Consider the following 26,992-nt stretch of genomic DNA (forward strand, 5'->3'; position numbering starts at 1 on the left):
GAGCGGAATGGCCCAGGCGAGAAAACGGCTGTCGCGGGCAGAGGCGCTACGGCGGCGGGCCGGCGCCCGGTTCGTCGGCCGCCGCGCCCAGTTGGCGCTCTTCACGGAGAATCTACGAAAGAGCCCCGACCCGGAGGCCACCGACGACCCGGCGGACTTCCTCTTCCACGTCCGGGGCGTCGGCGGCGTCGGCAAGTCGACGCTGATCGCGGAATGGCGAGAGGCGGCCCGGCGGTCAGGGGCGCTGACGGCGGTGGTGGACGAGAGTGACGTCCACGGGGTGGAGTCGGCGTTGGCCGCACTCGCTCGGCAACTCTCCGAACAAGCTGGGCCGTTGAAGGAGTTCGACAAGGCACTCGACGAGTACCGGCGGGCCCGCCAGGCCGCCGCCGACCGCGTTCCGGAACCGCCCGCGGGCGGCGGTACGGCGTCGCTCCCGTCCCGGATGGTCACCCAGGCGGCCTTCGGGGCCGCCTCGATGCTGCCGGGCGGAGGCGTGGTGGCGGCGATCGCCAACCCGGACAACGTGGCCCTCGGCGCCGACCGCCTCCTCGCCGGAATGCGGCAAAGGCGCCGCGGCAACGACGGTGAGGAGGCGGCGCTCAACCGGGCGTTCGTCACGGAGCTGGAGAAGCTGTGCGGGCGGGACGGCCGGTGGGTGGTGCTGTTCCTGGACACCTGGGAACAGACCGGCCGCTACCTGGACGCCTGGCTGCGCGAACTCCTGGACGGCGCCTACGGCGAAGTCCCGCTCGATGTCATGGTGGTCCTGGCCGGCCGTGAGGAGCTGAGCGAACGCGACTGGGGCGTCCTGCGCCCGGCCGTCGTCGACGTCCCGCTCGACGTCTTCACCGAGCAGGAGACCCGCGAACTCCTCGCCGTCCGGGGTGTCACCGACCCCGAGATGGTCGAGGCCGTGACGCTCCTGTCGATGCGGCTGCCGCTGTTGGTGGCGCTGTTGGCCCAGTCCGACCTCCAGGCCGTCGACGACGTCGCGGAGGCCGACGCGGACCTCACCGACCACGCGGTGGAGCGCTTCCTCCTGTGGATCCCGGAACCGGAGCGGCGCGAGACCGTCCTCGCGGCGGCGCTGCCGCTCCAGTTGAACCACGACCTGTTCGCCTGTGCGGTGCCGGGGGTGGCGGCCGACGCCTGGGACTGGTTGCTCAGCCAGCCGTTCGTTTCGGGGCGGGGGTCGTACCGGCAGTACCACGCGGTCGTGCGGGCAAGCCTGCTGCGGCGCGGGCGGACGCACTCGCCCCGGACCTGGGCGACGGCACAGGAGCGGCTGGCAGCGCACTACGCAGCCGAACGGGAGGTGCTGGAGCAGCGGTTGCCGGAGCACCGGCGCCCGGTGGATGCCCGCTGGCGCCGGCTGGCGCTGAACGAGACGTACCACTCGCTGTGCGCGGATCCAGTGGCCAACCTGCCGCGGGCTCTGGAGTACGTCGCCTGGCTGGTGGCGGCAGACCTGGCCGGGTGGGTGGACATGCTGGGGCAAGCGGCGAAGGACACCGAGGACACGGAACTCGCGGGGTGGCACCGGAGGTTGTGTGCCATGGCGCGCGCGGAGGAGCCGGAGGCCGAGGTCCTCACCGCCCTCTGCGCGCCGGGCATGCCGTCGCGGGTGCGGGCCTGGGCGCTCGCCGTCCGAGGTGACTACCACTGCGTGGCGAGCCGCTTCGACGAAGCCCGGGCGGACCTCGACCGAGCCGTGCTCCTGGCTCCGGAGTTCCCGATGGCGCTTGTATGCCGAGGCCGCGTCAACGTCCTGACCAGCCGCACCGAGGAGGCGCTGGTCGATCTCGATGCCGTGCTCGATCTCGATCCCGTCCTGGGCGCGGCGTTGGCGTACCGCGGTGTGGCCAATCTGTCGGCAGGCCGGCTGGACGCGGCGGTGGACGACTTCTCCGCAGCCCTGGAGTCGGACCCGAGTCTCACCTGGGTGTTCCGGTTCCGGGGACAAACCCACCGGCTGGCGGGTCGGTTGGGCGAGGCGATGGCGGACTTCGCCTCGGCGCACGAAGCGTCCCCGACGGACGCGTGGGCGCTCGCTCGTCGTGGTGAGGCCCACTGTCTGGCGGGTCGGTTGGGCGAGGCGTTGGCGGACTTCGACGCGGCCCTCGAACTGGACTCCGAGGATGCGGCGGCGCTCGGGTTCCGGGGTGAGATCCACCGCGCGGACGGTCGGCTGGGCGAGGCGTTGGCGGACTTCGACGCGGCCCTCGAACTGGACCCCGAGATGGTCTGGGTACGTGGCCTTCGGGGCGAGATCCACAAGTCGGAGGGCCGACTGGACGAGGCGCTGGCCGACTTCGACGCGGCCCTCGCCCAGGACGAAAGTCTGGCCTGGGTGTTCGGTCTCCGCGCGGGGGTTCACCAGGCGGCGGGCCGGTTGGACGACGCGCTGTCGGACCTGACAGTGGCCGTCGCGTTGGACCCCCGGGAGGGGTGGACGCTCGCACGCCGTGGTGACGTCCATCGGTCGGCCGGTCGGTCGGAGCAAGCGGTGGCGGACTTCACCGCAGCCCTTGAGTTGGGAGCCGAAGCCGAGTGGGTGTTGGCGAGGCGTGGTGAGACCCACATGCAGGCGGGCAGGACCGGCGAGGCACTGGCGGACTTCGCAGCGGCCCTGGAGATCGACCCCGCGAGTGCACTGGCGCTGGTCAACCGCGGCATCATCCTCCAGGAAGCGGGCCGTTTGGAGGATGCGGTGGCGGAGTACACCGCCCTCCTGGAGCGATGTCCCGAGTACGGGCGAGGATCGCTCGTCGTCCGCGGTGAGGCCCGTCGGCAGGCGGGGCAGTTGGACGAGGCCGTGGCGGACCTCACCGCGGCGCTGGACCTGGACCCGGGGGACGCGTGGGCACTCGGATGCCTCGGACGAGCCAACGGGCTGTTGGGCAGGTTTGACGCGGCAGTCGCGAATCTTTCCGCTGGCCTCGGTGACACCCCCGAACTCCTGTGGATCGCATGTGCGTTGGCTGCTGTCCACCGACGGAGCGGACGTGTCGAAGAGGCGCGGTCCGTCCTCCGTCGGGCGACGGAGATCGGTCCTGCGGACTTGGGCGTCCTGGAGGAGACTGCCGTGCAGCAGCTGCTCGACGACGGAAGGGCGGGTTCCCTCACAGCCTGGGACGCGTACCTGGACGCGGCGCGCGACTCGGAGAGCCGCATCGAGACAGCGACGGCCGAGTTGCTCCACGGACTGGTTGCCGGTCGTGCGGCACCGGGCAGTTTGGCGGGTGGGTTCCTGGCCACGCCCGGCATCCGTACGGTACTGCTCGACGTCTGCGCGTACGTGGAGGAACTGGCCCACGCGGAACTGCCCGTCGGGCCTCGGGCCGACGCCGCGTTGCGGGTGCTCAGGGCACCTGCCGTAGCTTGACCGCCTGCAGGGCAGGAGCCGGGAGATGTCTTCGGAGATCTGCCGGCCGATGCCGAGGCCGGGGTCGGGTGGTGTACGAGAGGCTTCCAAGTCCGGTGGGAGGGGCCCATCATGGGCTCCCGGTCCCGGCAGGACCACCCCGACACCGCCCCGACACCGCCCCGGTCCCGTTTCGCGGGCCGCCCTCAGGAGGCAGAAGAGATGACGATCCCACTCCCCGTTCGGATCCAGGCCGCCGCCGTCCGGGCCCTGTACGCCCTGCCGGAAGGGCTACGGCGGGCGATCGCGGGCAAGCCGGTGGTGCGCGACGGGCAGCGGCTCGCGCCGGACGCGCAGGTGATGCTGAAGCTCCAGCGGCTGTCCGGGGTGTCCCTGGTGGCGCCGGGCGGCGTCGGGGCGTCGCGCGCCGCGATGGAGCACTCGCGGCACCTGGTGGGCGGGCCGACGGACCGTACGGTGGCCGCGCGGGGCGTCGGCATCCCACAGGAGCACGGTGAGCTGGCCGCGACGCTGTACACCCCGGACGGGCTGGCGGCGGGCTCCGGCCTGCTGGTCCTCCTGCACGGTGGGGGCTGGGTGGTCGGCAGCCGGGCCAGCCACGACCACGTCGCCCGCTACCTCGCCCGGCGGGCGCGGGTGCGGGTGCTGTCGGTGGAGTACCGGCTGGCGCCCGAGCACGTGTTCCCGGCGGCGGCCGAGGACGCGGTGGCCGCGTTCGACTACGCCTGCGCCAAGGCGGCCGACCTGGGCGCGGACCCGGAGCGGATCGCGGTCGGCGGGGACAGCGCGGGCGGGAACCTGGCCGCCGTCGTCGCCCAGCAGGCCGTCCGGCGGGGCGGACCCGCGCCGGTGTTCCAGCTGCTGCTGTACCCGGCGATGGACGCCTCGACCCGGCGCCCCTCGCGCGGGCTGTTCGCCGACGGGTTCCTCCTGACCAGCGCGGACATGGACTGGTTCGCCGACCGGTACGCGCCCGCGGCCGCCGACCGCACCGACCCGCGGCTGTCGCCGCTGCTCGCCGAGGACCTGACCGGGCTGCCGCCCGCGTACATCGGCACCGCGGGCTTCGACCCGCTGCGCGACGAGGGCGAGGCGTACGCGCGGGCGCTGGCGGAGGCCGGGGTCGCGGTGCGGCTGAGCCGGCAGTCGGACCTCATCCACGGGTACGTCAACTACCTCGGCCTCGGCGGGCGTTTCCGGGAGGCGGCCGCCGAGGCGGCGGAGGCGCTGCGGCAGGCGATCGGCGGGTAGCGGACACGCGTACGGCCGTGGGCGGGGCCGTGGGCGGGGCTGAGGGCGGGGCCGTGGGCGGGCCGTGGGGGAGGGCCCGCCCCGCGCCATGCCGTGGGGGGTGGACCGGGCCGGGGCGGGCAGTGCGTGCAGGGGGCGTGAGTCGAACCCGCACGCCGGGTCGTTGCCGCACAGGGGGTTCTCGGCGACCGGCTCTTATTGTACTGTCCGTCTAATAAGCGCGTGGGCGGGAGCCCGCGGCGGAACAGGCACCTGGAGGCAGCCATGGCGCTCAGCTGGCACGCGGGGCACGGCCACACCACGGCCGACGACGACGTCTCGAAGCGGCTGCTGGAGTCGGCCGCCACCCTCTCCTTCGACCCCTCGGCCGAGATCGACTGGGACGACCCCCTCCCGGACGAGCACTACGGCCTCAACCCGGAGTGGAGCACCCTCTACGGCACCCGGCTGTGGGACGAGATGACCGAGCGACAGCGGGTCACACTCACCCGGCACGAGGTCTGCTCGATCATGAACACCGGCATCTGGTTCGAGATGATCCTCCAGCAGATGGTGCTGCGCGACCAGTACCTCAAGAACCCCGCCAGTGCCGAGTTCCAGTTCGCGCTCACCGAGATCGCCGACGAGTGCCGCCACTCGATCATGTTCGCCCGGGCCTGCGAGAAGATGGGCGTCCCCGCCTACCGCCCGCACAAGCTGATCGCCCAGGCCGGACGCGCCTTCAAGGCGCTCGCCAAGGGCGAACTCGCCTACGGCGGCATCCTGGTGGCCGAGGAGGTGCTCGACGTCATGCAGCGCGACTGGATGCGCGGCGAGAACGTCCTGGAGATCGTCCGCGGCACCTCCCGGATCCACGTGGTCGAGGAGTCCCGGCACATGAAGTTCGCCCGGCAGGAGATCCGCGAGCGGATGCGTCACGCGAGCCCGGCCCGCCGGCGCGCCTCGGCCACCGGCATCGCCGTGGGCGCGTACGTCATCGTCACCAGCATGGTGCACCCGGGCGTGTACAAGGCCGCCGGGCTCGACGTCCCGCGGGCGCTCGCCGAGGTGCGGGCCAACGAGCACCGCAAGGCGATGATGCGCACCAGCTCCCGGCACCTGATGGCCTTCCTCGCCGAGACCGGGCTGCTCACCAGCCGCGCGGCGGCCGTCTACCGCCGGGTGCACATGATCTGACGCACCGTAGGAACACCTCCACCGGATCGTTTCCCGCCCATCGGACACAGCGAGGACCCCACCCCGGCCATGGCCTACGCGATCACCCAGACCTGCTGCAACGACGCCTCGTGCGTGTCCGTCTGCCCGGTCAACTGCATCCACCCGACCCCGGACGAGCCGGAGTTCGGCACCACCGACATGCTCTACATCGACCCGCGGGCGTGCATCGACTGCGGCGCCTGCGCGGACGCCTGCCCGGTGGACGCGGTGTACCCGGTCGACCGGCTGCGCGGCCCCGACACCGTGTTCGGCGACCTCAACCGCGACTGGTTCCGCGACCACCCCAGCGACCACGCCTGGGGCGCGCCCAGCTTCCCGCGCAGCCTGCCGGGCGAGCTCGGCACGCTGCGGATCGCCGTCGTCGGCACCGGCCCGTCCGCCGGGTACACCGCGCAGGAACTGCTGCGCAGCACCAGCGCCGAGATCACCATGATCGACCGGCTGCCCGTCACCGGCGGCCTGCTGCGGCACGGCGTCGCACCCGACCACCAGTCCACCAAGCGGATCGTGGAGAGCTTCGCGAGCGTCTTCCACGACCCGCGGCTGCGGATGCACCTCAACGTGGAGATCGGCACGGACGTCAGCCACCGGGAACTCGCCGCGCACCACCACGCGGTGGTGTACGCGGTCGGCGCGGCCGCCGACCGCCGGCTCGGCATCCCCGGCGAGGACCTGCCGGGCAGCCTGCCCGCGACCACCTTCGTCGGCTGGTACAACGCCGAACCGACCGTGCCCGCCGACGCGGTGGAGCTCGCGGCGGCCGAGCGGGTGGTGGTGGTCGGCAACGGCAACGTCGCGGTGGACATCGCCCGCATCCTGCTCACCGACCCCGACCGGCTCGCGGCCACCGACATCGCCGACCACGCGCTGGCCGCGCTGCGCCGCAGCAGGGTCCGGGAGGTCGTGCTGCTCGCCCGGCGCGGTCCGGAGCAGGCGGCCTGGACCAGGGCGGAGTTCCTGGCGCTGCGGCAGCTGCCGGGCGTCGAGGTGGTGGTGGCGGACGACCCGCGGGTGCGGGCGTCGATCGAGGCGGCGGGGGCGGAGCCGGGCTCGGATGCGGGCTCGGGCGCGGCGCTGCTCGCCGGGCTGCCGCTGGTGCCGTACGACGGGGCCGCGGCGCCCGCGCCGGGGCGGCGGATCGTGCTGCGGTTCCTGTCGGCGCCGGTCGAGCTGTCCGGGGCCGGACGGGTCGAGGCCCTGACCGTCGAGCGGACCACCCTGGCGGCGGACGGCCGGGTCGAGGGCACCGGGGCGCGGGACGTGCTGCGGGCCGGGCTGGTGGTGCGCTCCATCGGGCACCGGGCGGTCCCGCTGCCCGGGCTGCCGTTCGACGAGCGGGCCGGGACGGTCGCCCACCGGGCGGGGAGGGTGGTCGACCCGGCGACCGGGCGGCCGCTGCCGGGGACGTACGTGGTGGGCTGGGCCAAGCGCGGGCCGTCCGGCGGGATCGGCGCCAACCGGGCCTGCGCACGGGAGACGGTGGACGCGCTGCTGGACGACGCGACCGCCCGCGTACTGCCCGTCCCGGAAGCCGACCGCAGGGACTTCGAACGGCTGGTGCGCCGCCTGCGGCCGGACGCGGTCGGGCTGCGGGAGCTGCGGGCGGTGGACCGCGCGGAACGCGAGCGGGGCGAGAGCGAGGGGCGGCCCCGGGTGAAGCTCGCCACCGTCCCCGAGCTGCTGGCGGCGGGGCGGCGGCGGTAGCGGGGACTGCCGGGGCCCCGGCGGGGTCCTGCCACGGTCCCGCCGCGGGTGCCGGGGCCTGCCGGGTGCCGGGGCCGGGCGGTGCCGTGGCGGCGTGACGTGCGCAGGAAGTCGGGTGGGCCGACTTCCTGCGCACCCGGCGTCTCCCGCAGGGGGTTGACCTGCGTCGCGCCGGGTTGACGTGGCCGTGTCCCGGTGCGGCCGGGGGCGTTGGGTGGGCGTGAGTGGTTTTGGGCGGCTGCCGGGGCCGGGGTGGCAACCGGGTGAGGAAACGATCCTGCGCGATGCCCCGGACCGGCCGCCGGAGGTGCCGCAGGTGTCGCAGGTGTCGCAGGCGCCGGAGGTACCCGGCCCGCCCGACGTGCCGGACGCGCCGGAAGCACCCGGCGCACCCGGCGCACCGGAAGCACCGGAGGCGCCCATCTACGCCGAGCTGGCCCGGCGCTGGCAGGCCGAGGGGCGGGCCGTCCCCGGACTGCCCGATCCGGTCTGGGAGTCGCTGGCCGCCCCGGCCGGGGCTCAGTCGGCGGTGTCCGGTTCGGGCCGCAGACCGTTCGAGGGCCCGGCCTGGGGCTCGCCCTGGAGTTCGGAGCGGAACCCGGCGGCGGGCTCGGGGTGGAACCCGGGATAGAACTGCCGCGCCCAGCGGCGGAACAGCCCGATCGAACGCTCCCCGGGCACGAGCCGGGGCTGCGCCAGGTACCGCTTGTGGGCCAGCACCGGCCGGTCCTGCTTGATGATCCGCACCGAGGCCCGCAGTGCCGCCCAGGAAGCAGCCCGGTCGACGGCCCGCGCCGCGCCGACCCCCGGCACCGGCACCGTGGCGGTCACGGCGAACCGCACCCTGGTCCGCCACGGTGCGATCGGCGTCGGTAGCACCCACACCCACAAGGTGCCGCCCACCTGCGGCAGTTCCACCTCCATCCGGCTCATCCCGAGCCCGGCGAGCGTCACCGGCTGCTCCAGGTTCACCGCGCCCAGCCCCGGGAACCGGGTGGTGGTGCGCTGGTGGACGGTGAACAGCGGGCCGGCCACCTCCGGCGGGGCGGTCTCCCGGGTGTCCAGGCCGTGCAGCACCCGCACGTGCCGGAAGTCGACGCTGTTCTCCATCACCTCCTGGGGGTGGGAGGCCACGTCCCCGCTCCACCACGCCAGCGGCCGCACCCCGAGAGCCGGCGGCAGCTCCCAGGCGGGCGAGCCGCCGTCCGAGCCGCCGTCCGGTCCGCCGCCCGGTCCGCCGTTCAGCCCGCCGCTCGGCCCGCACCAGGCGAACAACGCGTCGTCCCGCTCGCACAGGTGGCGCCGCGCCAGCGAGGCCCGGAACCGGACGCCGTCCGGCGAACCGGTGCACGAGCCGTCCGGGCCGAACGCGAAGCCGTGGAACGGGCAGACCAGCTCCTCGCCCCGGACCGTCCCGCCCGCCCCGAAGTGCGCACCCAGGTGAGGGCAGTGCGGGCCGACCGCGCGCACCGCGCCCCGGCGGGTCCGGTACAGCACCACGTCCTCGCCCATCAGCCGGACGGTGCGCACCCGCCCGGGCGGCAGGTCCCGGGCCCGGCCGACGCAGAACCAGCCGGTGGGGTACGGCAAGGGGGCGGCGTGCTCGTCCATGCGGAGTTCACCTCGATGGCTTGACAGCCGTGTGAACGTACCAGGCGACGTGCTCGCGCACGGCGTACATCTCCACCGTGGAGCGGAGATTGATCCACTTGGCGGGATCGCCGAAGCGCCGCACCAGTTCCCACGGCAGCCGGAAGTACGCGTGCACCGCCTCCGAGGTCGGCAGGTAGTACGGCGTCCCGTCCAGCGCCTCCTCGACCTCGAACCCGGCCCCGGCGAGCAGCCGGGAGAGGTTGCCGGCGTGGTAGATCCTGGCGCCGGTCATCGTCATCGCGTCCAGGAACGGCTCGATCAACGCCCTTGCTGCGGGCTCCAGTTCCTCCAGCGGGCCGGTGCACATCGGGCCGAGCAGCACCAGCCGGCCGCCCGGGCGCAGCACCCGGTGGAGCTCGGCCAGCGCCCGGGACGGGTCGTAGGAGTGGACCAGCGTCTCCATCGAGTACGCGCCGTCGAACTCCCCGTCGCCGAACGGGAGCCGGTGGAAGTCCCCGAAGCGGAACGCCGTCCGCCCGTCCATCCGCGCCCGTGCGCTGAGCCGGCGGGCCTCGGCGAGGTGGAAGTCCAGGACGTCGACCCCGGTCACCTCCAGCCCGAACCGCACCGCCATCGCCCGCGCCACCACCCCGGCCCCGCACCCGGCGTCCAGCACCCGCGCCCCCGCGGGCAGCGCCAGCTTGCGCCCCAGCACGTCCTGCAACTGCCGCTGCGCCCGCCACAGCCGCCACTTCGACTGCCCCGGCTCCGTCCACCCCCAGTGCCGCGCGTTGCGCGCCACCCGGGTGTAGAACCACCGACTCCCCGCCCGCCCGTACACCCTGCGCAGCCCGGCCAGATCGAGCCCCTCAGCACCCATGGCACCTGGCTACCCGCCCGGCGGCGCCAATTATCCGACGATGCGCGCGGATTCCCCGATGGAGGGAATCGTGTGGTCATGTGATGAAGATGGCTCGCGAAAGACCGGTCTGATCACCTCGAGTGTTCGAGCGCGAAGTGCCAGGCCTCGACCTACGGCGCGAACCTGTGGATGGCATCCGTGCCGGCACGTGACCGCCAGGAGCGCTTCAGCTCCGCCCAGCGGGCCGCCTGTTCCTCGGTGAGGACGCCCCGGAGCTCCGCCAGCTTGAGGAGTTGGGCCTCGGCGTCGGCGCCCAGGGGCTGGGCCTCGGCGCGGTAGTGGTCGGTGAGGAGGGCGTCGAGTTCGGGGCGGGTGAGGGCGGGGTCGAGGCGTTGGGCGAGCTTGGCCATGTTGCGGTAGGAGCCCTGGAGGAGGAAGGGGGGCTCGGTGCGGGCGCGGTCGTCCTGGGCGGCGGAGGCGAGGTAGGCGCGGTTGACGGCCAGCACGGTGGAGCGCAGGTGGAGCAGGCCGGCCAGGACGGCGGTCATCCGCTCGGCCTCGGCGGCGGGCCAGGCTCCGGCCAGGGTGCCGCCGGGCAGGCCGCAGGCACGGGCGAGCAGGGTGTCCAGGTCGGTGCGTTCGGCGGTGGCGAGCGGGGCCAGGTGGGAGTTGGCGGGCAGGGCGTTCTCGACGAAGCTGAGCGCGAAGAGGTCCTCGCGTCCGGCGACGGCGTCGCCCAGGTTCCACACGTCGGCGCGGTTGGCGAGCATGTCGGGCAGCCGGAAGAGGCGGCCGGACTCGGTGTACGGGTTGGCGGCCATGACCACGGCGAAGCGCTTGCCGCGCAGGTCCCACTCGCGGGCCTCGCCGTCCCAGACGCCGTCGATCCGGCGCTGGGCGTCGCACAGCGGGATGAAGCGCTGGAGGAACTCGGGCGAGGTGTGCTGGACGTCGTCCAGGTAGAGCAGCACGTTGTCGCCCGCGTGCAGGGCGAAGTTGAGCTTCTCGAGCTCGCGCCGGGAGGTGGCGTCGGGGGCCTCGGCCGGGTCCAGCGAGGTGACCCGGTGGCCGAGCGCGGGGCCGCTGACGGAGACCAGCAGCAGGCCGAGCCGCTCGGCGAGGTACTCGACCAGGGTGGTCTTGCCGTAGCCGGGCGGGGAGACCAGCAGCAGCAGGCCGCTGCGGTCGACCGGCCCGCCGGACTCGGCGGTGCCGAGCTGCTTGGCGAGGTTGTCGCCGACCAGCGGCAGGTACACCTGGTCGATGAGCCGGTTGCGGACGAAGCCGTTGAGTGGGGCGGGCCGGTACTGGTCGAGCCGCAGCCGGGCGTGCTCGGCGGCCAGCAGGTCGCCGCGCAGCCGCTGGTAGGCCCGGTAGCCGGGCATCTCGATCTTCTCGAACTCCCGTACCCTGGCGAGTAGTTCGTCCAGTCGCAGGTCGAGTGCCCCGCCCGTGAGCCGCGGGTGGTCGCCGAGCAGGCCGGTGACCCTGGCGCCCACGGCCCCCTCGGCGGGCCGGCGCGGCAGGGACGGGCAGAGCAGTGCGGCGGCGGCCTCGGCGAGGTCGGCCGGATCGGCGTCGACCGATCCGGACTCCAGCCAGGTGGTGGCGAGTTGGCGCCGTACGGGCAGCAGCGCGGGCTCCTCGGGCAGTGCGGCCAGCGCTTCGGTGAGGCCGGCCGACTCGGGGGCGGCGCGGAACTTGTCGAGCAGTGCGGCGGCGCCCGCCGAGTGGGCGAAGGTGGGTGCGGCGGCGGCCAGTTCGGCCACCAGGTAGGGCCCGGCGGGCTCCGCTCCCGGGGCGAAGTCGGCGACGGCGGCGGTGAGTTCGTCGGCGAGCGAGGCCAGCGCTTCCAGCGCGGCCGGTGCCGGGGCGCCGCCGAAGGCGTCCCGGGCGAGGCCCAGCGAGCGGGCCCGGGTGTGCCAGAGCAGCCGCTGTCGCTCGTCGGTGCCGTGCGCCCAGTACAGCTGCGCGGCGGCCCGGGCGGCCGCCGGGTGGCGCAGCAGTCCGGCCTCGGCGTCGAGTCGGAGCAGGGCGCGGAGCAGCAGCGCGGCGTCGTGGTCGTGCACGCCGCGCTGGTAGCCCTCGTCCGGGCGCTGCTCGGCGGCCCGCCGGACGTACTCCAGCAGGTCGCCGTCCGCAGGCGGCGACCCGGCCTCGGCGGCCGACAGCAGGCTCGCCGCGAGGTACTCGGCGCGGTACAGCTGCGGGGTCTCCGAGGGCAGCGGGCGGTCCCAGTACCGCTCGGTGGCGGCGAAGGCCGGGTCGGTGACGGGGGAGCGGTAGTCGGTGCCGGTCAGGGTGAAGGCGGGGCGTCCGCGCCAGGGCACCAGGGCGAGTTCGGGCCGCTGGGTGGTGACGGCGAACAGGTGCCGGCCCAGCCGCAGGGTGCCCGGGCCGTCCCCGGCGAGTTCGGCGCGGTCGCGCAGGGCCCGGTGGGCGCGGCCACGGGCGGCGCGCAGCCGTCCGGTCAGCTCCTCGGCCCGGACCCGATCGCCGAGCGCGGTCAACTGCCCGGCGAGGTCGCGGAGTTTGACGGCCGTCGGGTCGGCGGCGAAGGCCGCCTCGATCTCCTCGGCGGAGTCCAGCGCGGCCAGCCGGCGGTGCAGGGTGTCGAGGACGCGCCCGGCGGAGGCGGCCAGCCGGTCGGCGCGCCGGGCCCGCTCCTCCAACAGGTGCTGGCGGCGGGCGGTGAGCGCGTCGTGGATCTCGGTGCGCCGGGCGGTGAGCTGCTCGCCGAGGGCCGGGTCGGCGTCGGCGAAGCGGGTCTCCAACTGTTCGATCCGCAGCAGCAGTCGACCGAGCTGCTCGTCGCAGGCCTCGGGGGTGTCGGCGGCGGCGAGCGCGGCGGTGGTGGCCTGGCCGAGCAGGGCGGTCTCGGCGGCGAACTCGGCGGCGGCCTCGCGGGTGCGCAGCTCGCGGCGGCGCACGGTCAGCACGGACCGGGCCCGGTTGAGCAGCCCCAGGACGTCGGCGAGCCGGTCGAGGATCGCGGTGCGGGTGGTGGCGTCGGCCAGGTCGAGGGTGCCGACCAGCTCCGAGACGGTCTGCAACGCCTCGCTCTGGGTGCCGAGTTCGAGCCCCAGCGGCTCGGCCTCGGCGGCGGTGGCGATGGCGGCGCAGCGCTCGGCGAGTTCGCCGGCCCGACGCCGGTGCGGCTCGAAGGCGGCCGGTTCGGCGAGTTGGACGACGGCGCGGTCGGCGGCCTCCGCCAGACCGTCGGCGAGGTGCGCGGCGAGCGCGTCGATCCGCTGGACGTCGGCGCGCGGCAGCTCGCGCAGCGCCTCGACGCGCCCCTGGGCGCGGCGCAGCCCGGCCAGCCGGTCGACCCACTCGGCGGCGTCGGCCAGCGTCTCGCCGCGGGCGGTGCGCAGCAGGCCCTCGACGTGCTCGGCGGCCTCGTCGGTCCGCCGGGCGGCGTGCGCGGTGAGCTGGGCGACGGCCTCGTACTCGGCGACGACCTGGCGGGCGGTGTCGCGGATCTCGGCGAGCGGCGCGGCGAGGTCGCCGAGGCCGCTCTGGCCGAGCCAGTGGTGCCGGTCGGCGGTGCGGGTGCAGGCGGCGAGGACGGCCTGGTGGCCGGCCGGGGTGTCGGCGCCGGCCGCGGCCAGCCGGGCCAGGGCCAGGCAGTCGGCCAGGCCGCGGACCAGGTCGGCGTTGCCGATCCGGGCCAACGGGCCGCTGCCGGAAGGCTGTTCGGCGGCGAAGCGCTCGCTGGTGAACGGGGTCTGCCAGAGCTGGACGGGGTGCAGCCGGGTCGGCCCGTCCTCGGCCGGGCGCAGGGCGATCAGGGTGCCGTCGGCGAGCAGCGCGTAGCCCTGGCAGGGCAGCGGGGCGGCGGCCTCCTGGCGGACGCTGTTGTACGGCTGGAGCAGGGCGCGGCCGTCGACGGGGGAGCGGAACTCGTACAGCACGTCCTCGCCGTTGGGCGACAGGACGGTGCGCTCGTACACCAGGCCGTCGACCGGCTGGTCGAAGGTGCGCACGGTGCCGTCCACCAGGTGGCAGCCGCCGGGGAAGGCGACGCCCTGGTCGGCGGGCAGCCGCAGGCAGGCCTGGCCGAGCGCGTCGATCCGGGTGACGGTGCCGGTGGGCAGGTGGACCACCAGGTGCCGCTCGGTCTCCTCCTGGTACGGGCGCACCCGCACCAGCAGCAGGGTGCCGAGCCGGGCGTGGGCGATCCGGGCGTCGGCGAGGGTCTGGAGGGCCTCGGCGAGCGGTTCGCGGTGCAGCTCCCGGCCGTCCGGGGCGGCGATGGTCAGCCGGCCGCCGTCGACGCCGACCAGCAGCTCGCCGGCGAGGTCGGCGCGGGGCGGGCGGCCCGGACCGGCGGGCAGCTGGTCGTCCCGGGTGAGCGTGGTCCAGGGCAGCTGCTGGCCGGCGGCGGGGGTGTGGTCGCGCTCACCGCGCCCGTCCAGATAGGACGGCCGGGCGCCGTCGGCGAGGCCGCCGTCCAGGCGCCAGCGCAGCACCCGGACGTCGGTGGCGGCCGGGCCGGTGCGGAAGACGGCGAGCAGTCGGCCGTCCACCGGGCGCAGCCGCTCCAGCCGGGCGTCGCGGAAGTAGCGGCGCAGGTCGGCGAGGTCCTGGCGCAGCCGGGGGTCGTCCAGCAGGGTGCCCTCGGCGGGCGCCGGGGAGAGGTCGGGGTGGTGCAGGCCGAGAACGTCGGTGAAGTCCTCGTCGCCGTCGGCGGGTTGGGCCGGGCGGGTGCCGAGCAGCAGCTGCCCGCCGGCGGCGGTGAGATCCTGCGGCAGGCAGGCCCGGGCGGTGGTGAGCCGCCCGGTGCCGGCCAGCCGCAGCTCCCCGCCGCCGAACTCGGCGACCCGGCGGGCATTCAACGCCTGGGCCCGGTCGGCGAGTTCGGCGGCGGCTCGGGCCAGCCGGTCGCGCAGGACCTCGTAGGTGCCGGCGTCGAGCCGGGCGTCGAGGGCGTCCACGGTCACGGTCACGTTCCTCGGTTGAAGCGGGTTGAATCAGGTGAAACGGTCGGCCCGGGCCAAACGCTCGGTCCGGGTGGGCCGCTCGGCCCGGGGGGCGCTCGGCCCGGGTGGGTCGCTCGGCCCGGGTGGGTCGGCTGACGTGACCGCTCGGCCGGTCACTTGGAGCCGTTGGCCGCGGCGAGGCCGCCGGCCAGTGCCCCGATCGGGGTCTCCGCGACGCCCAGCTTCCGTGCCGAGTCCAGCAGTTGGCGCAGCTGCCCGGCCTGGTCGCCGGCGCCGGAGCCGATCAGCTTCATCAGCAGGGCGGACACCGTCAGGTTCTGCACGTCCGCCGTGGAGACCGAGGAGAGCACCCGGGTGAGGTCCTCGGTGAAGCTCGCCCGCCCGTCCAGCCAGGGGCCGGCCAGGGTCTGCGCGGTCTGCGAGTGGCCGATGAAGGCGTCCACGCTCTTGCCTGCCGTCACCGACTGCACCAGCCGGTCGAAGAACACCGAGTCCCCGCCGACGATGTCGATCTTCGCCTTCTCCAGCCCGGCCGCGACCAGCGCCGCCTGGGCCTCGGCGATCTGCCGCTGGGTGTCCAGCCCGGCCAGCCGGACGTCCTTCTCGGCGGCCAGCCGCAGACGGTACTCCTCGTGCCCTCGCGAGGCCTCGTCCAGCTTGGCCATCGCCGCGGCCTTCTCGGTCAGGCCCTCGGCCTCGGCCTTCAGCTTCCCGCCGATCTCCAACGCGGCGGCCTTCGCCTTCTCGGCCTGGACGGCGGCCTCGGCGCGGCCGACCTTCTCCACCGCCGCGGCCTCCTGCTCGCGGACCTGGACCCGGGCCAGCCCCTCGGCGGCGGCCTCCGCCCGGATGCCCTCGGCCATCCGGATCTTGGCGGCCGCGTCCAGCTCGGCGGCCTGCTGCCGGGCCTCGGCCATCACCAGCGCCTCGCGGGCCTTGTGCGCGGCGGCCTGCTCGGCGGCCTCGGCGGCCTTGATGTCCTTGACGAGCTTCTCCTGCGCCTCGGCCTCGGCCTGGATCACGACGGCCTTGCGGACGCGCTCGGCCTCCTCGGTGGCGCGCAGGGTCTTGACGGCCTCCTCCTGCTCGGCGACGGTGCGGTCCACCGCGACCCGCTCGCGGACCACGTCGGCGACCTCGCGCTTGGCGGACTCGACCTCCTTCGCCTTGGCGATCGTGGCCAGTTCGGTCTCCCGCTCGCGGCCGACGACCTCCAGCAGGCGGTCCTTCTCGATCCGCTCGTTCTCCACCGCGATCACCCGCTCGCGGTTCTTCTGCGCCACCGCGACCTCGCGGGCCTGGTTCTCCCGCTGCACCCCGAGCAGCTCCTCGGTGCGCAGGAAGGCGGTCTGGGCGTTGAGCCGCTCCTCCTCCTGCACCCGGGCGATCACCGCGTCCTCCTTGGCCCGCAGGGTCTCGATCTCGCGGCGCTGGCGGATCTCGGCGTCGGCCTGCCGGCGCTCCAGCTCCAGGACGGCCTCCCGGGCGTCCACGTTCTGCCGGGTGATCTCCTTCTGCTCGTTGCGCTGGTACTCGTTGGTGCGCACGTGCTCGATCGCGGTCAGCTCGGTGATCTTGCGGATGCCCTGGGCGTCCAGGATGTTGTCGGAGTCCAGCTGGCTCATCGGGGTCTGTTCCAGGTGGTCGATGGCCGCGTCCTCGAGGGTGTAGCCGTTGAGGTCGGTGCCGATGACCGCGATGATCTGGTCCCGGAACTCGTGCCGGTGGGTGTACAGGTCGGTGAAGTCCAGCTGCTTGCCGACGGTCTTGAGCGCCTCGGCGAACTTGACCGCGAAGAACTCCTGGATCGCCTGCGGGTCGCTGGCCCGGGCGGTGCCGATCGACTGCGCGACCTTGATGACGTCCTCGACGGTCTTGTTGACCCGGACGAAGAACGAGATCCGGATGTCCGCGCGGATGTTGTCGCGGCAGATCAGGCCGTCCCGGCCGGCCCGGTGGATCTCCACCGTCTTGGCGGTGATGTCCATCAACTCGGCCTTGTGGAGCACCGGGAGGACGATCGCGCCGGTGAAGGTCACGTCCACCTTCTTCGTCCGGGAGACGATCAGTGCCTTGCCCTGCTCGACCTTCTGGAACAGGCGGCCCACGAACAGCAGCATGGCGAGCAGGATGAGCAGCACGACGGCGACGAGCACGCCGAAACCCACGGCGATGGTGTCCATCACGGAGTCCTTTGACGAGATGGCGAGTTGGTGCGAAGAGAAGAAGACGAAGAGAGGTGCGATGAAGGCGGGAGGGAAGGGGAAAGCGAGCGTCGGTGAACCGGCGGGACGGGCGTCAGGTGACGGACGGCGGATCGAAGGGCGCCACCAGGAAGTGCTCGCCCTCGGCGTCGTAGTCGAAGATCAGGGCGGTCCGCCCGGCCGTCAGAGCCGGTTCGGGCTCCGCCGTACGGACCTGGACGGTCGCGGTGGAGCCGTCCTCCGCGGTGACCTCGGCCTGCCCGAAGTCGGCCGTCACCCGGCCGGTCCGGATCACGCAGACCCGGCCGACGAAGTCCCCCCGGGTAGCCGGCCGGTCCTGCGGGAACAGCCGCGACAGCGGCCGGACGAGCGCCCGGGTGCCCGCCCAGGAGGCGACCAGCGCGACGGCGAACACGCCGCCGCGCGCCGGTGCCCCCGAGGTGAGGACGGTGCCGGCCAGGCTGACGAACCAGGCGATCGCGACCAGCAGCGACACCGCCACCGTCACGGGCACCCCGCCCAGCCCCAGCGCGTCCAGCACGCCCGCGTGGTGGCCGGAGCCGTTCCGGTCGGATCCCCCGTCGGCATCGTGCCCCCCGGCACCGTGCCCACCGTGACCGTGTCCCCCGTGACCGGCGTCCGTGACGTGTCCGGCGTGTCCCCCGTGCTCGGCACCCAGATGGTGCCCCGGGTGCCCGACGTCCACGTGGTGCCCGGCGCCGTGTCCCCCGTGCACGGCGCCGGGCACCAGGCCGCCGAACAGCATCAGCAGCCAGTACCCGACCACCACCACCAGCGCGAAGCTGAACAGCGCCGTCGGAAAGGCCAGCGCGGCCGCGAAGAATCCCTCCATCCCGGCCACCCTCCCCCGCCCTTCCGACGGCACCGTGCTTCGGTGCCGGGGAGATCATGGCAGTGCCGGGCGCGGCCGCACATTGCCAGGATCCGGCAATCTTTACGCCCTCTTGACACCCTGGTACGCACGGCCCGCGTGACACTGCAACAACCGGGCAACAGGACGACCGCCGGACGGCCGCAACGGAGCCCCGCGGGTTTGGCGCCGCGGGGCCGCGGAGGCGGTACGGAATCGCGAGGATGGAACTACAACCGCAGTGAACGACACTGCAACCGTAGTGTCCGGCACTGCAGCCGTAGTGGCCGGAACTACAGCGATTGTTCCGGCCAGTTCAACAGCCGTGCCCCCATGGCCGCCGTCTCCAGGGTGAAGCGCTGGAGCGCGTCCGCCGGGTCGTACCCGGTGAGCGTCTTGATCCGCTCCAGCCGGTAGCCCAGGGTGCGCACGCTCAGGCCCAGCCGGCGCGCCGCCTCCGCGTTCACGTACGCGGCCTCCGCCTGCACCACGATGGTGTCCAGCAGCGGCCGCGCACCGCCGCGCGCCTCGGTCAGCGGGCCGAGCACGCTGCGCACCAGGTCGGCCATGGCGGCCCGGTCGCGCATCAGCACCGGGAAGACCAGCAGCTCCTCGGCCCGCAGCTGCCGGGCCGGCAGGTCCAGCCGGTGCGCGTAGTCCAGCGCGTCCAGCGCCTCCTCGTAGCTGCGCAGCACCCCGCTGGGCCCCGAGTGGCGGCGGCCGGTCGCCACCCGGCGCACCGGCTGGTAGCCCGGCCCGGGACGCAGCGCCAGCTCGGCGAAGGCCTCCAGCACGGCCCGCTCGGAGTCGGGGGCGATGCAGACCATCCGGCCGTCCTTGCTGGCCAGCAGCGCGTCCCGCTCGCCGAACCGCCCGCTCAGCTCCCGCTCCACCCGGTGCACCAGCGGATGCACGTCCGCGAACGGCTCGTCGCCCACCGCGACGGCCACCGTGTACGCGCCCGCCAGCCGCAGCCCGAAGCGCTCCGCGCGCTCCGCGAGCAGCCCGAGGTCACTGCGGCCGAACAGCAGGTCGTCGATGAACTCCCGCCGCGCCGCCTCCTCCTGGCGGACGGCCAGGCGCTGCGCCCGCTCGTGGCCCTCGCCCAGCGCGGCCAGCGCGGCGTCGGTGGCGCCGAGCACCGCGTCGCCCATCCGACGCAGCTCGCTGACGCTGCTCGCGGCGGTCGTCCCGGGCAGGGTCTGCCAGGCCCGCCGGGCCGCGGCCAGGCAGTGCGCGACCACCTCGCGCAGCCCGTACCCGGCCTCCGCGCAGTGCTCGCCCAGCTTGCGCAGGCGCTCCAGCTCCTCGCGGCGCAGCAGCCGGCCGGTTCTGGAGACGTCGGCGAGCAGCACGAGGTAGACCTCGGCCAGCTCGGTGGGTATGTCGTAGTCGTTACCCTCGATCACCGTGTCCTGCCATCCCCCGTACGGCCTGGTGTTTCGGCGCTGAATTTATCAGGGACGTCCCAGGTCGGGACGGCTGCGGCGGCCCTCGCGAGCGGTCGCGGGCCAGCCCGGGCAGACAGTCCCGGACGGTCCGGGCGAACGGTCGCGGACAGCCCGGCCGGCCGGAGCGCGCGCCACCGCCGTCGATCCGCCGCCGCCCGTGCGGCGCCCGTGCGGCGCCCGCGCAGCGCCCGTACGGCGCCGGGTCGCCGTGGCCCGCCGACGGGGGCGATGGAGGGATGCACCGGTCCGGGCTTGCCGGGCGGCCCCCGGAGGCGTTACACATCCAAGACGTCGCCGCCGTGCCCCGCCTCCGGAGCCCCCGTCTCGTCCCGGGTGCGGCCCCACCGAAAGGCCCCGCATGTCCCTGGTCAACTTCCGCGACGCCGCCACCCTCGGCGACCCCGAGGGCCGGCGGGTCCGTCCCGGTGTGCTGTACCGCTCCGCCCAGCCGTTCCCGGCCGCCGACGAGGCCACCGTCACCCAGCTGCGCGGCTGCGACATCCGCACCATCGTGGACCTGCGGGACCCGCGGGAGACCGACCCCGCCGACTGGGCCGCCGCCGAGGCCGCCGGCATAGCCGTCGTCGCCGCCCCGGTGAACCCGGCCACCGACGCCCTCACCGCGCGGATGAGCACCATGGCCACGGCCGCCGACCTAGGCGACTTCTACGTCCTGCTGGCCGAGTCCGCGCCCGACGCGGTGGCCGCCGCCGTCGACGCCGCCGTCCGCCCCGGCGCCGTCCTGCTGCACTGCGCCGCCGGCAAGGACCGCACCGGCCTGCTGACCGCCCTGCTGCTGGATCTCCTCGACGTCCCCGCCGAGCACATCGTCGCGGACTACACCCGCACCGCCGACGCCCTCCCGCAGATCTTCGCCGGCCTCGCCGAGCGCCACCGCACCGCCCTCAACAACCACACCACCTCCCGCGTCACCGACTCCCAGGGCCGCAACCTCACCATCCCCGCGCCCCTCCTGGAGGCCCCGGCCGAGGCCATGTCGGTGTTCCTCGACCGCGTCCGCACCCACCACGGCGGCGCCGCGTCCTTCCTCCCCGGCTGCGGCGTCCCGGCCGCCACCCTCGGCGCCTTCCGCACCAAGGCGGCCGCCGTCTGAGCCGAGGGCCCGCCGCCGCGTGCCGAGCCGTAGGCCGGCGGGCGATGAGCCGACGCGCGTGTGGCTCCCCGGAGGAGCCAGATGAGCCGAAGGGCCGGCGGGTCCGCCGGGGGACGACCCGGGCGGCCCGTACGCGGCCTGGGAGGAGCGCGGGAGCGGGCCCGTAACTTTCCGTCTGCACCCGCAACCGGCCGTCCGGCCGTCGAGGCGGTCTTCGACCCGAACGGGGCCCAGCGGCAGTCGGCCGAGGAGCGGGCTCGTGAGGTGCTGCGGACCGACGGCCCCGGGCGCCTCTCCGCCGCCGTCCTCCCGGTCCGGCGGGCCGCCGCCGGACCGGGCACGGGCTGATCGGTGCCCAGGACCTGCCATAGCGCTCGCCGGTGGTCCCTCCCACAGCCCGGCAGCGGCCCCCGCACCGCCTGGCAGCCGGCCCCCGCACTGCCCGGCAGCGCCCCCCGCACCCGCCTGGCAGCGGCCCCCCCGCACCGCCCGGCAGTCCCCCCGCACCGCCCCGTAATCCCGTTGCGTCGCCCCGCCCCGCGCTGGCAGCGTGCCGGGGGAGGGGCCGGCGAGGCGAAGGGGGTGCCGGGGGATGAGCGCGTTGCGGGAGGTCCGCGCCGACCACGACGAGCGGACGATCGTGCTCTACCAGGCCTATCCGCCGGCCGTCGCCGACGCGGCGCTGGCGGCGGGCCGGTTCGTGGCGCCGTTCGGCTTCCACCGGATGACGTGGATCAAGCCCTCGTTCCGCTGGCTGATGCACCGCAGCAACTGGGCGCAGAAGCCCGGCCAGACCAGGGTGCTGGCCGTCCGGATCACCCGGGAGGGCTGGGAGGAGGCGCTCGCCCGCGCCGTCCTGACCACCGCGCCCCCGGACGAGCTGGCCCGGGCCGAGGTCCATGTGCAGTGGGACCCGGAGCGGTCGCTGCGCGGGGCGGCGCTGAACCACTACAGCATCCAGGTGGGCATCGGCCGCGGGCTGATCCGCGCCTACGCCGAGGAGTGGGTCGTCGGACTCACCGACCTCACCCCGCGGGTGCGGCGGATCGCCGCGCTGGTCCACGGCGGGCAGGTGGCGAAGGCGCAGCGGCTGTTGCCGCCCGAGCGCCCGTACCGGCTGCCCGCCGCGACCGCGCGGCGGCTCGGCCTGGACTGAGGGCGGCCGCCCGGCCCGGGCCGACGAGGCTCCCGCCTGGGCCGAGGCTCCGGCCTGGGCCGATGAGGCTCCGGCCCGGGCCGGGGAGACGGATTCACACGTCCCGGCGCCGCACCACGACCACCGTCACCACCACCGCGGCCACGCCCCAGGCCCCCATGGTGATCCACGAGTCCAGCACGCTCGGCGCGTACTTCCCCATCGTGGTCGTGGAGGCGGGGTTGATGGTCAGCCGCTGCACGGTGGCGGTCGGCAGGTGGGTGCCGATCTCCTTCAGCCACCGGTATCGGTCCCCGCCGAACAGCATCGGCAGGATGAACAGCACCAGCACCAGCGAGACGATCGAGGCGGTGGCGTGCCGCAGCAGCGCGCCCAGCGCCATCCCGATCAGCGCGCAGACCGGCACGATCGCCGCGAAGCCGAGCACGGCCCGCAGGCAGCCGTCGTCGGCGATGGAGAGGCCGAGGTGCCGGGAGGCCAGCATCGCGTTGACGGTGAAGAAGGACACCGTCGAGACCACCAGCCCGGCGAGCGCGGTGATCGCGCCGATCACCACCACCTTGGCCGCGATCACGCCCCGCCGGTCCGGTACGGCGGCGAAGGTGGTGCGGATCAGGCCGGTGGTGTACTCGCCGAACACGGCGATCGCCCCGAGGCTGCCGGCCGCGACCGCCATCAGGTCGCTCGCGATGCCGTTGAGGCCGTGGAACAGCGGGTCGTACGTGTGCGGCGGTTGGCCGGGCATCCGCGGCGGCGGGTGGTCGATGTACGTCAGGTCGGTGTGGACGGCGTTCACGTCGACCGCGATCGCCACCAGCGAGGCCAGTGCCAGCACCCAGTAGGTGGAGCGCAGCGAGCGCAGTTTGATCCACTCGGCGGCGAGCAGGTCGAGGAACCGCGGTGCCGGGTCCGCGGTGGAACCGGCGTCGGAGCCAGGGATCGTGGTGCTCATCGGGCTTCTCCAGCCGGGTAGTCGACACTGTCGGCGGTCAGGGACATGAACGCCGACTCCAGCGACGACGTCCGGGCGGCCAGTTCGTGCAGCACCACGCCGTGCCGCAGCGCGAGTTCGCCGATCCGCGCGGCCGGCATCCCCGTGACGATCCCGAACCGCGGCTCCGCCAGCCGTACTTCCGCTCCCTCGGCGCGCAACACCTCGGCCAGCGAGGTGAGTTCGGGTGTCCGTACGGCCACCGAGGAGACCGCGTCGCGGGCCGAGAAATCCGCCAGGCCCTCGTCCGCGATGAGCCGGCCGCGGCCGATCACCACCAGCCGGTCCGCGGTGTGTTCCATCTCCGCCATCATGTGGCTGGAGACGAACACCGTCCGTCCCTCGTCCGCGAGCCGCCGGAACAGCCCGCGCACCCAGTGCACGCCCTCCGGGTCCAGCCCGTTCAGCGGCTCGTCGAACAGCAGCACCGGCGGGTCGCCGAGCAGCGCGCCGGCGATGCCCAGGCGCTGCTTCATGCCCAGCGAGTAGCCGGCGATCCGCCGCCCGGCGGCCTTGCCGAGGCCGACCTCCGCCAGCACCTCGTCCACCCGCCCGAGCGGGATGCGGTTGCTCCGGGCCAGCGCCGACAGGTGCGCCCGGGCGCTGCGTCCGCCGTGCACGTCGCCCGCGTCCAGCAGGGCGCCGACGTGCCGCAGGCCGCGCGGCCGGCCGGTGAAGGGCACCCCTGCCACGGTGACGGTGCCCGCGGTGGGGGTGTTGAGGCCCAGGATCATCCGCAGGGTGGTGGACTTGCCGGCGCCGTTGGGGCCGAGGAAGCCGGTCACCGTGCCCGGGCGGACGGTGAAGGTCAGCCGGTCGACGGCCGTGGTGGCGCCGTACCGCTTGGTCAGTCGCTCGATCTCGATCACGGCGACAACGCTGCCGCCCGCGCCCGCCCCGGGCATCGGGCCGCGGGACACAACCGCGGGCCACCGCGGTGGCCCCGGGGATTACGCCCCCGGGCCGATGTGCCGTCTCCCGGCCCGCCGCTACCATCGCGGCATGATCACCGAACACCGTCCGCCGCTGCTCAGGCGCCTGCCCGCGGGCGTGTGGGTGGGCGCGCTGTGGACGTCCCTGGTGGTGTTCCGGTTCTTCACGCGCGAGGACGAGCTGCGCCACCTGTTCGACTACCACGGCAACCCCGAGGACATGCCGCTGGTGGTCACCGCGGTGGTCACCACCCTGGTGGCGGCGCTGCTGGTCCGGCTGCCGCTGCCGGCCATCGCGGTGGCGCTCGCGGGCGGCGTCTTCGCGCTCGGGATGTGGGGCGTCCCGGAGACCGGGCCGCTCCAGTTCCTGATCGCCGACTCGGTGGTCGGCTACTGCGCGGCCACCCGCTCCCGGCGGGTCTCGCTGAGCGCCCTGGCCCTGCCGCTCGCCACCCTCGCCGGACTGCAGGCCTGGGGCGCCGTCGAGGGCTACCCTGTCAACCCGCTCGCCTACGCGGGCTTCGCCGCGACCACGCTGATCGCCTGGCTGGTCGGCAACACCGTGCGCCAGGGCCGCGCCCACACCGAGGCGCTGCGCGGCCGGGCCGCCGAGCAGGCCATCACCGCCGAACGGCTGCGGATCGCCCGCGAGTTGCACGACATGGTGGCCCACAACATCGGCATCATCGCGATCCAGGCCGGCATGGGCAGCCGGGTCATGGACACCCAGCCCGCCGAGACCCGCAACGCGCTCACCGCGATCGAGGCCACCAGCCGGGAGACCCTGGCCGGGCTGCGCCGGATGCTCGGCGCGCTGCGGGAGGGCGAGGGGGAGTCCGCACCACTCGAAGTGGCGCCCGGGCTGGGCGAGTTGGACCGGCTGGTGGCGAGGGCGGCGGGCGCCGGGGTGCGGGTGGCGCTCACCCGGCGCGGCGCGGCCCGTACCCTGCCGCCCGAGGTGGACCTGGCCGCCTACCGGATCGTCCAGGAGGCGGTCACCAACGTGGTCAAGCACGCCGGCACCCGCGACTGCCACGTCACCGTCGAGTACGGATCCCGGGAGCTCGCCGTCACCGTCGTCGACCAGGGCGCCGGGGTGCCCACCACGACCCCCGGTAGCGGCTACGGCCTGGCCGGCATGCGCGAGCGGGTCGCCCTGCTGCACGGCGAGTTCAGCGCCGGCCCGCGCTCCGGGGGCGGCTTCCTGGTCGCCGCCCGACTGCCGCTCCCCGAACCCGTCCCCGCCGAGACCCGCGACGGGATGCCCGCCGAGACCCCCGGCGGGACACCCGCCGAGACCCGCGACGGGACGCCCGCCGAGGCCTCCCGCGAGGCCTCCACCGAGACCGCCCTGGAGGTGGCGCCGTGATCCGCGTCGTCCTGGCCGACGACCAGCCGCTCATCCGCACCGGCCTGCGGGTGCTGATCGCCGACGCCCCCGACCTGGAGGTGGTCGGCGAGGCCGGCGACGGCGCCGAGGCCGTCGAACTGGTCGCCCGGCTGCGCCCCGACGTCGCCGTCATGGACATCCGGATGCCGGGTACGGACGGCATCGAGGCCACCCGCCGGATCACCGCCGACCCGGACCTGCCCACCAACGTCCTCGTCCTCACCACCTTCGACGACGACGACTACGTGTACGGCGCGCTGCGCGCCGGGGCGAGCGGCTTCCTGGTCAAGGACCTCTCCCTGGAGACCATCCTGGACGGCATCCGGGTGGTCGCCGCCGGGGACGCCCTGCTGGCCCCCGGCATCACCCGCCGGCTGATCGGCGAGTTCGCCGCCCGCCCGCAGGGCCCGGCCCGGCCCCGCAGGCCGGTCGCCGAGGCCGTCACCGAGCGCGAGCGCGAGGTGCTCACCCTGGTCGGCCGGGGCCTGTCCAACGCCGAGATCGCCGCGGAGCTCACCATCAGCGTGGCCACCGCCAAGGCCCACGTCGCCCGGCTGTTCACCAAGCTCGACGCCCGCGACCGGGTCCATCTGGTCATCCAGGCCTACGAGTTCGGCCTGGTCGCCCCGTGACGGCAAGCGCCGGGGCGGGCCCGCACGGCCCACCCCGGCGCTCAGGTGCTCCGGCGCTCAGGTGCTCCGGTGCTCCGGTGCTCCGGCGTTCAGGTGCTCCGGTGCTCCGGTGCTCCGGCGTTCAGGAACTCGGGAGCTCGGGAGCTCAGCGTCGTCAGTGCACGATCGCGTGCGAGACCTGGCACCCGCTGACGCCGTTCGACCAGGTGCCCTGCATGGCGAAGGAGCCCGTCGCGAACGTCACGTTCTGCGCGCCGCCCGTCCCGCCGACACCGTTCCAGGAGCACTTGTCGGCGTTCTCGTAGCCGGTCGAGTCGGTCCAGCCGCCCGCCGGGTTCTGGTCGGTGATGGTCTCCGAGTACTCGTGGCCGTACACGATGGTCACGCCGTCCAGGGTGCCCGCGCTGCCGCTGTTGACGTAGTTCTGGCCGCAGGAGGTGCCCATGTCGGTCACGTACGGGTCGTTGGTGAACGCCACGTCACCGTACGGGGAGGGGGCGGCGCCGCCGGACAGGGTGGTGTCGCCGTTGTAGTCGTGCCAGGCGCAGAAGCCGCCGTTCGGGGTGTTGAAGCCGTCCGGGTGGGTGCCGGTCGGCGACAGCACCACGTACTGCGCGTTGCGGTTGGAGGCGGCGGTGGTGTTGCCGAAGTGCCCGGCGGCCTTCACGGCCTCGGAGGCCAGCTGGAAGCCGCTGGCCTGGCTCGGCGCGGCGGCGGACTCGTCGACCCAGACGCCGGCCAGCGCGCCGCCGGTCGGGTAGCCGACGTGGGTGGAGCCGGTCGGGCAGCTGGTCGCGCCCGCGGCGACGCCCTCGCAGTACTGGGTCATGACGCCGGACCAGGTCTCGCTGTTGGTGCCGAGGCCCTTGAACAGCTGCTGCGCCCGGACGGCCTCGCCCTTCGGGTCTCCCGACAGCGTGGTGTAGCCGGCGGAGTTGGTGCCCTGGGTGCCCCACTGGGAGCCCCAGAAGATCAGGTAGACCTTCGGCGCGCCGGTGGTGACGCCGATGCCGTCCACGCCGCCGCCGTAGCGGAGGTTGGCGGCCGCCGGCTTGGCCGAGTTGCCGGCCTCCTTGGTCGGGTGCGCGCCGTGCCGGTAGGGGTGCGGCTGCCCGGCGAACTCGCCGGCCGGGCGGTCGTCCTGGGCGGCCTGGGCGGCCGGGGCGGCGGCGAAGCCCGCGGCGGCCAGCGCGAGGGCGCTGAGCCCGGTCAGGGCCCGCAGCCGCATCCGGCGGGAGGTGGGGGAGATGCCCATCGTGAGGGTTCCTCTCTGGTGCCGGCCGCGCCCGGGT

Annotated in this window: 17 protein-coding genes; 8 read left to right on the forward strand and 9 right to left on the reverse strand. The window is 74.6% G+C overall.

What is annotated here, in order from left to right; genetic code table 11:
• The first annotated feature begins 7 nt into the window (after nt 1–7).
• From ACIQ87_RS28890 to ACIQ87_RS28905, 4 genes are all read left to right on the forward strand, one after another.
• Nucleotides 8–3,388, forward strand: coding sequence for a tetratricopeptide repeat protein (locus ACIQ87_RS28890; RefSeq protein ID WP_402412014.1), 3,381 nt, complete (start codon nt 8–10; stop codon nt 3,386–3,388).
• A 201-nt stretch (nt 3,389–3,589) separates the two neighbouring features.
• Nucleotides 3,590–4,639 (forward strand): alpha/beta hydrolase, encoded by a 1,050-nt coding sequence (locus tag ACIQ87_RS28895; protein WP_402412017.1) that lies wholly within the window; start codon nt 3,590–3,592, stop codon nt 4,637–4,639.
• Between the two features lie 264 nt (nt 4,640–4,903).
• On the forward strand, nt 4,904–5,815 hold the full coding sequence (locus tag ACIQ87_RS28900; RefSeq protein WP_402412019.1) for a diiron oxygenase: 912 nt from the start codon (nt 4,904–4,906) through the stop codon (nt 5,813–5,815).
• 69 nt (nt 5,816–5,884) lie between these two features.
• Entirely contained in the window at nt 5,885–7,561 is a 1,677-nt protein-coding gene (locus ACIQ87_RS28905; protein ID WP_402412022.1) for an FAD-dependent oxidoreductase, read from the forward strand.
• 519 nt (nt 7,562–8,080) lie between these two features.
• Here ACIQ87_RS28905 and ACIQ87_RS28910 read toward each other — a convergent pair.
• From ACIQ87_RS28910 to ACIQ87_RS28935, 6 genes are all read right to left on the reverse strand, one after another.
• Nucleotides 8,081–9,172, reverse strand: a complete 1,092-nt coding sequence (locus ACIQ87_RS28910) for an aromatic ring-hydroxylating dioxygenase subunit alpha (RefSeq protein ID WP_402412025.1) — start codon at nt 9,170–9,172, stop codon at nt 8,081–8,083.
• 7 nt (nt 9,173–9,179) lie between these two features.
• Complete coding sequence (locus ACIQ87_RS28915) at nt 9,180–10,034, reverse strand: class I SAM-dependent methyltransferase (RefSeq protein ID WP_402412028.1); 855 nt, start codon at nt 10,032–10,034, stop codon at nt 9,180–9,182.
• Between the two features lie 152 nt (nt 10,035–10,186).
• Nucleotides 10,187–14,959 carry a DNA repair ATPase gene (locus tag ACIQ87_RS28920; protein ID WP_402412030.1) on the reverse strand — a complete coding sequence of 1,591 codons (4,773 nt, stop codon included), beginning with the start codon at nt 14,957–14,959 and terminating at the stop codon, nt 10,187–10,189.
• A 152-nt stretch (nt 14,960–15,111) separates the two neighbouring features.
• Nucleotides 15,112–17,142, reverse strand: a complete 2,031-nt coding sequence (locus ACIQ87_RS28925) for a flotillin family protein (RefSeq protein WP_402412033.1) — start codon at nt 17,140–17,142, stop codon at nt 15,112–15,114.
• Nucleotides 17,143–17,257: 115 nt separating this feature from the next.
• Nucleotides 17,258–18,016 carry a hypothetical protein gene (locus tag ACIQ87_RS28930; RefSeq protein ID WP_402412036.1) on the reverse strand — a complete coding sequence of 253 codons (759 nt, stop codon included), beginning with the start codon at nt 18,014–18,016 and terminating at the stop codon, nt 17,258–17,260.
• Nucleotides 18,017–18,327: 311 nt separating this feature from the next.
• Nucleotides 18,328–19,443, reverse strand: coding sequence for a PucR family transcriptional regulator (locus tag ACIQ87_RS28935; RefSeq protein WP_402412039.1), 1,116 nt, complete (start codon nt 19,441–19,443; stop codon nt 18,328–18,330).
• Nucleotides 19,444–19,843: 400 nt separating this feature from the next.
• On the opposite strand from ACIQ87_RS28935, the gene ACIQ87_RS28940 reads away from it, so the two are divergent.
• Entirely contained in the window at nt 19,844–20,599 is a 756-nt protein-coding gene (locus ACIQ87_RS28940) for a tyrosine-protein phosphatase (protein WP_402412041.1), read from the forward strand.
• 592 nt (nt 20,600–21,191) lie between these two features.
• Nucleotides 21,192–21,755: a DUF4291 domain-containing protein gene (locus ACIQ87_RS28945; protein ID WP_402412044.1), complete on the forward strand. Its 564-nt coding sequence runs from the start codon at nt 21,192–21,194 to the stop codon at nt 21,753–21,755.
• 94 nt (nt 21,756–21,849) lie between these two features.
• Here the strand turns inward: ACIQ87_RS28945 and ACIQ87_RS28950 are convergent, their stop codons facing one another.
• Together ACIQ87_RS28950 and ACIQ87_RS28955 are read right to left on the reverse strand one after the other, a co-directional pair.
• Nucleotides 21,850–22,707 carry an ABC transporter permease subunit gene (locus tag ACIQ87_RS28950; RefSeq protein ID WP_402412046.1) on the reverse strand — a complete coding sequence of 286 codons (858 nt, stop codon included), beginning with the start codon at nt 22,705–22,707 and terminating at the stop codon, nt 21,850–21,852.
• On the reverse strand, nt 22,704–23,615 hold the full coding sequence (locus ACIQ87_RS28955) for an ABC transporter ATP-binding protein (RefSeq protein WP_402412049.1): 912 nt from the start codon (nt 23,613–23,615) through the stop codon (nt 22,704–22,706). Before ACIQ87_RS28955 ends, ACIQ87_RS28950 begins: the two co-directional genes overlap by 4 nt.
• A 133-nt stretch (nt 23,616–23,748) precedes the next feature.
• On the opposite strand from ACIQ87_RS28955, the gene ACIQ87_RS28960 reads away from it, so the two are divergent.
• Nucleotides 23,749–25,047, forward strand: a complete 1,299-nt coding sequence (locus ACIQ87_RS28960) for a sensor histidine kinase (RefSeq protein WP_402412051.1) — start codon at nt 23,749–23,751, stop codon at nt 25,045–25,047.
• Nucleotides 25,044–25,700, forward strand: coding sequence for a response regulator (locus ACIQ87_RS28965; RefSeq protein ID WP_402412053.1), 657 nt, complete (start codon nt 25,044–25,046; stop codon nt 25,698–25,700). The genes ACIQ87_RS28960 and ACIQ87_RS28965 overlap by 4 nt, the downstream gene beginning before the upstream one ends.
• Before the next feature lie 154 nt (nt 25,701–25,854).
• On the opposite strand, the gene ACIQ87_RS28970 is transcribed toward ACIQ87_RS28965, so the two are convergent.
• Entirely contained in the window at nt 25,855–26,955 is a 1,101-nt protein-coding gene (locus tag ACIQ87_RS28970) for a hypothetical protein (RefSeq protein WP_402412054.1), read from the reverse strand.
• Nucleotides 26,956–26,992: the final 37 nt, after the last annotated feature.

The organism is Kitasatospora sp. NPDC096204 (assembly GCF_044763205.1).
Lineage (GTDB): Bacteria > Actinomycetota > Actinomycetes > Streptomycetales > Streptomycetaceae > Kitasatospora.

Coding starts and splice junctions, on each gene's coding strand:
- ACIQ87_RS28905 (WP_402412022.1), top strand. CDS start 5,885: ATGGCCTACGCGATCACCCAGACCTGCTGCAACGACGCCTCGTGCGTG.
- ACIQ87_RS28960 (WP_402412051.1), top strand. CDS start 23,749: ATGATCACCGAACACCGTCCGCCGCTGCTCAGGCGCCTGCCCGCGGGC.
- ACIQ87_RS28950 (WP_402412046.1), bottom strand. CDS start 22,707: ATGAGCACCACGATCCCTGGCTCCGACGCCGGTTCCACCGCGGACCCG.
- ACIQ87_RS28970 (WP_402412054.1), bottom strand. CDS start 26,955: ATGGGCATCTCCCCCACCTCCCGCCGGATGCGGCTGCGGGCCCTGACC.
- ACIQ87_RS28900 (WP_402412019.1), top strand. CDS start 4,904: ATGGCGCTCAGCTGGCACGCGGGGCACGGCCACACCACGGCCGACGAC.
- ACIQ87_RS28930 (WP_402412036.1), bottom strand. CDS start 18,016: ATGGAGGGATTCTTCGCGGCCGCGCTGGCCTTTCCGACGGCGCTGTTC.
- ACIQ87_RS28910 (WP_402412025.1), bottom strand. CDS start 9,172: ATGGACGAGCACGCCGCCCCCTTGCCGTACCCCACCGGCTGGTTCTGC.
- ACIQ87_RS28940 (WP_402412041.1), top strand. CDS start 19,844: ATGTCCCTGGTCAACTTCCGCGACGCCGCCACCCTCGGCGACCCCGAG.
- ACIQ87_RS28915 (WP_402412028.1), bottom strand. CDS start 10,034: ATGGGTGCTGAGGGGCTCGATCTGGCCGGGCTGCGCAGGGTGTACGGG.
- ACIQ87_RS28890 (WP_402412014.1), top strand. CDS start 8: ATGGCCCAGGCGAGAAAACGGCTGTCGCGGGCAGAGGCGCTACGGCGG.
- ACIQ87_RS28925 (WP_402412033.1), bottom strand. CDS start 17,142: ATGGACACCATCGCCGTGGGTTTCGGCGTGCTCGTCGCCGTCGTGCTG.
- ACIQ87_RS28945 (WP_402412044.1), top strand. CDS start 21,192: ATGAGCGCGTTGCGGGAGGTCCGCGCCGACCACGACGAGCGGACGATC.
- ACIQ87_RS28895 (WP_402412017.1), top strand. CDS start 3,590: ATGACGATCCCACTCCCCGTTCGGATCCAGGCCGCCGCCGTCCGGGCC.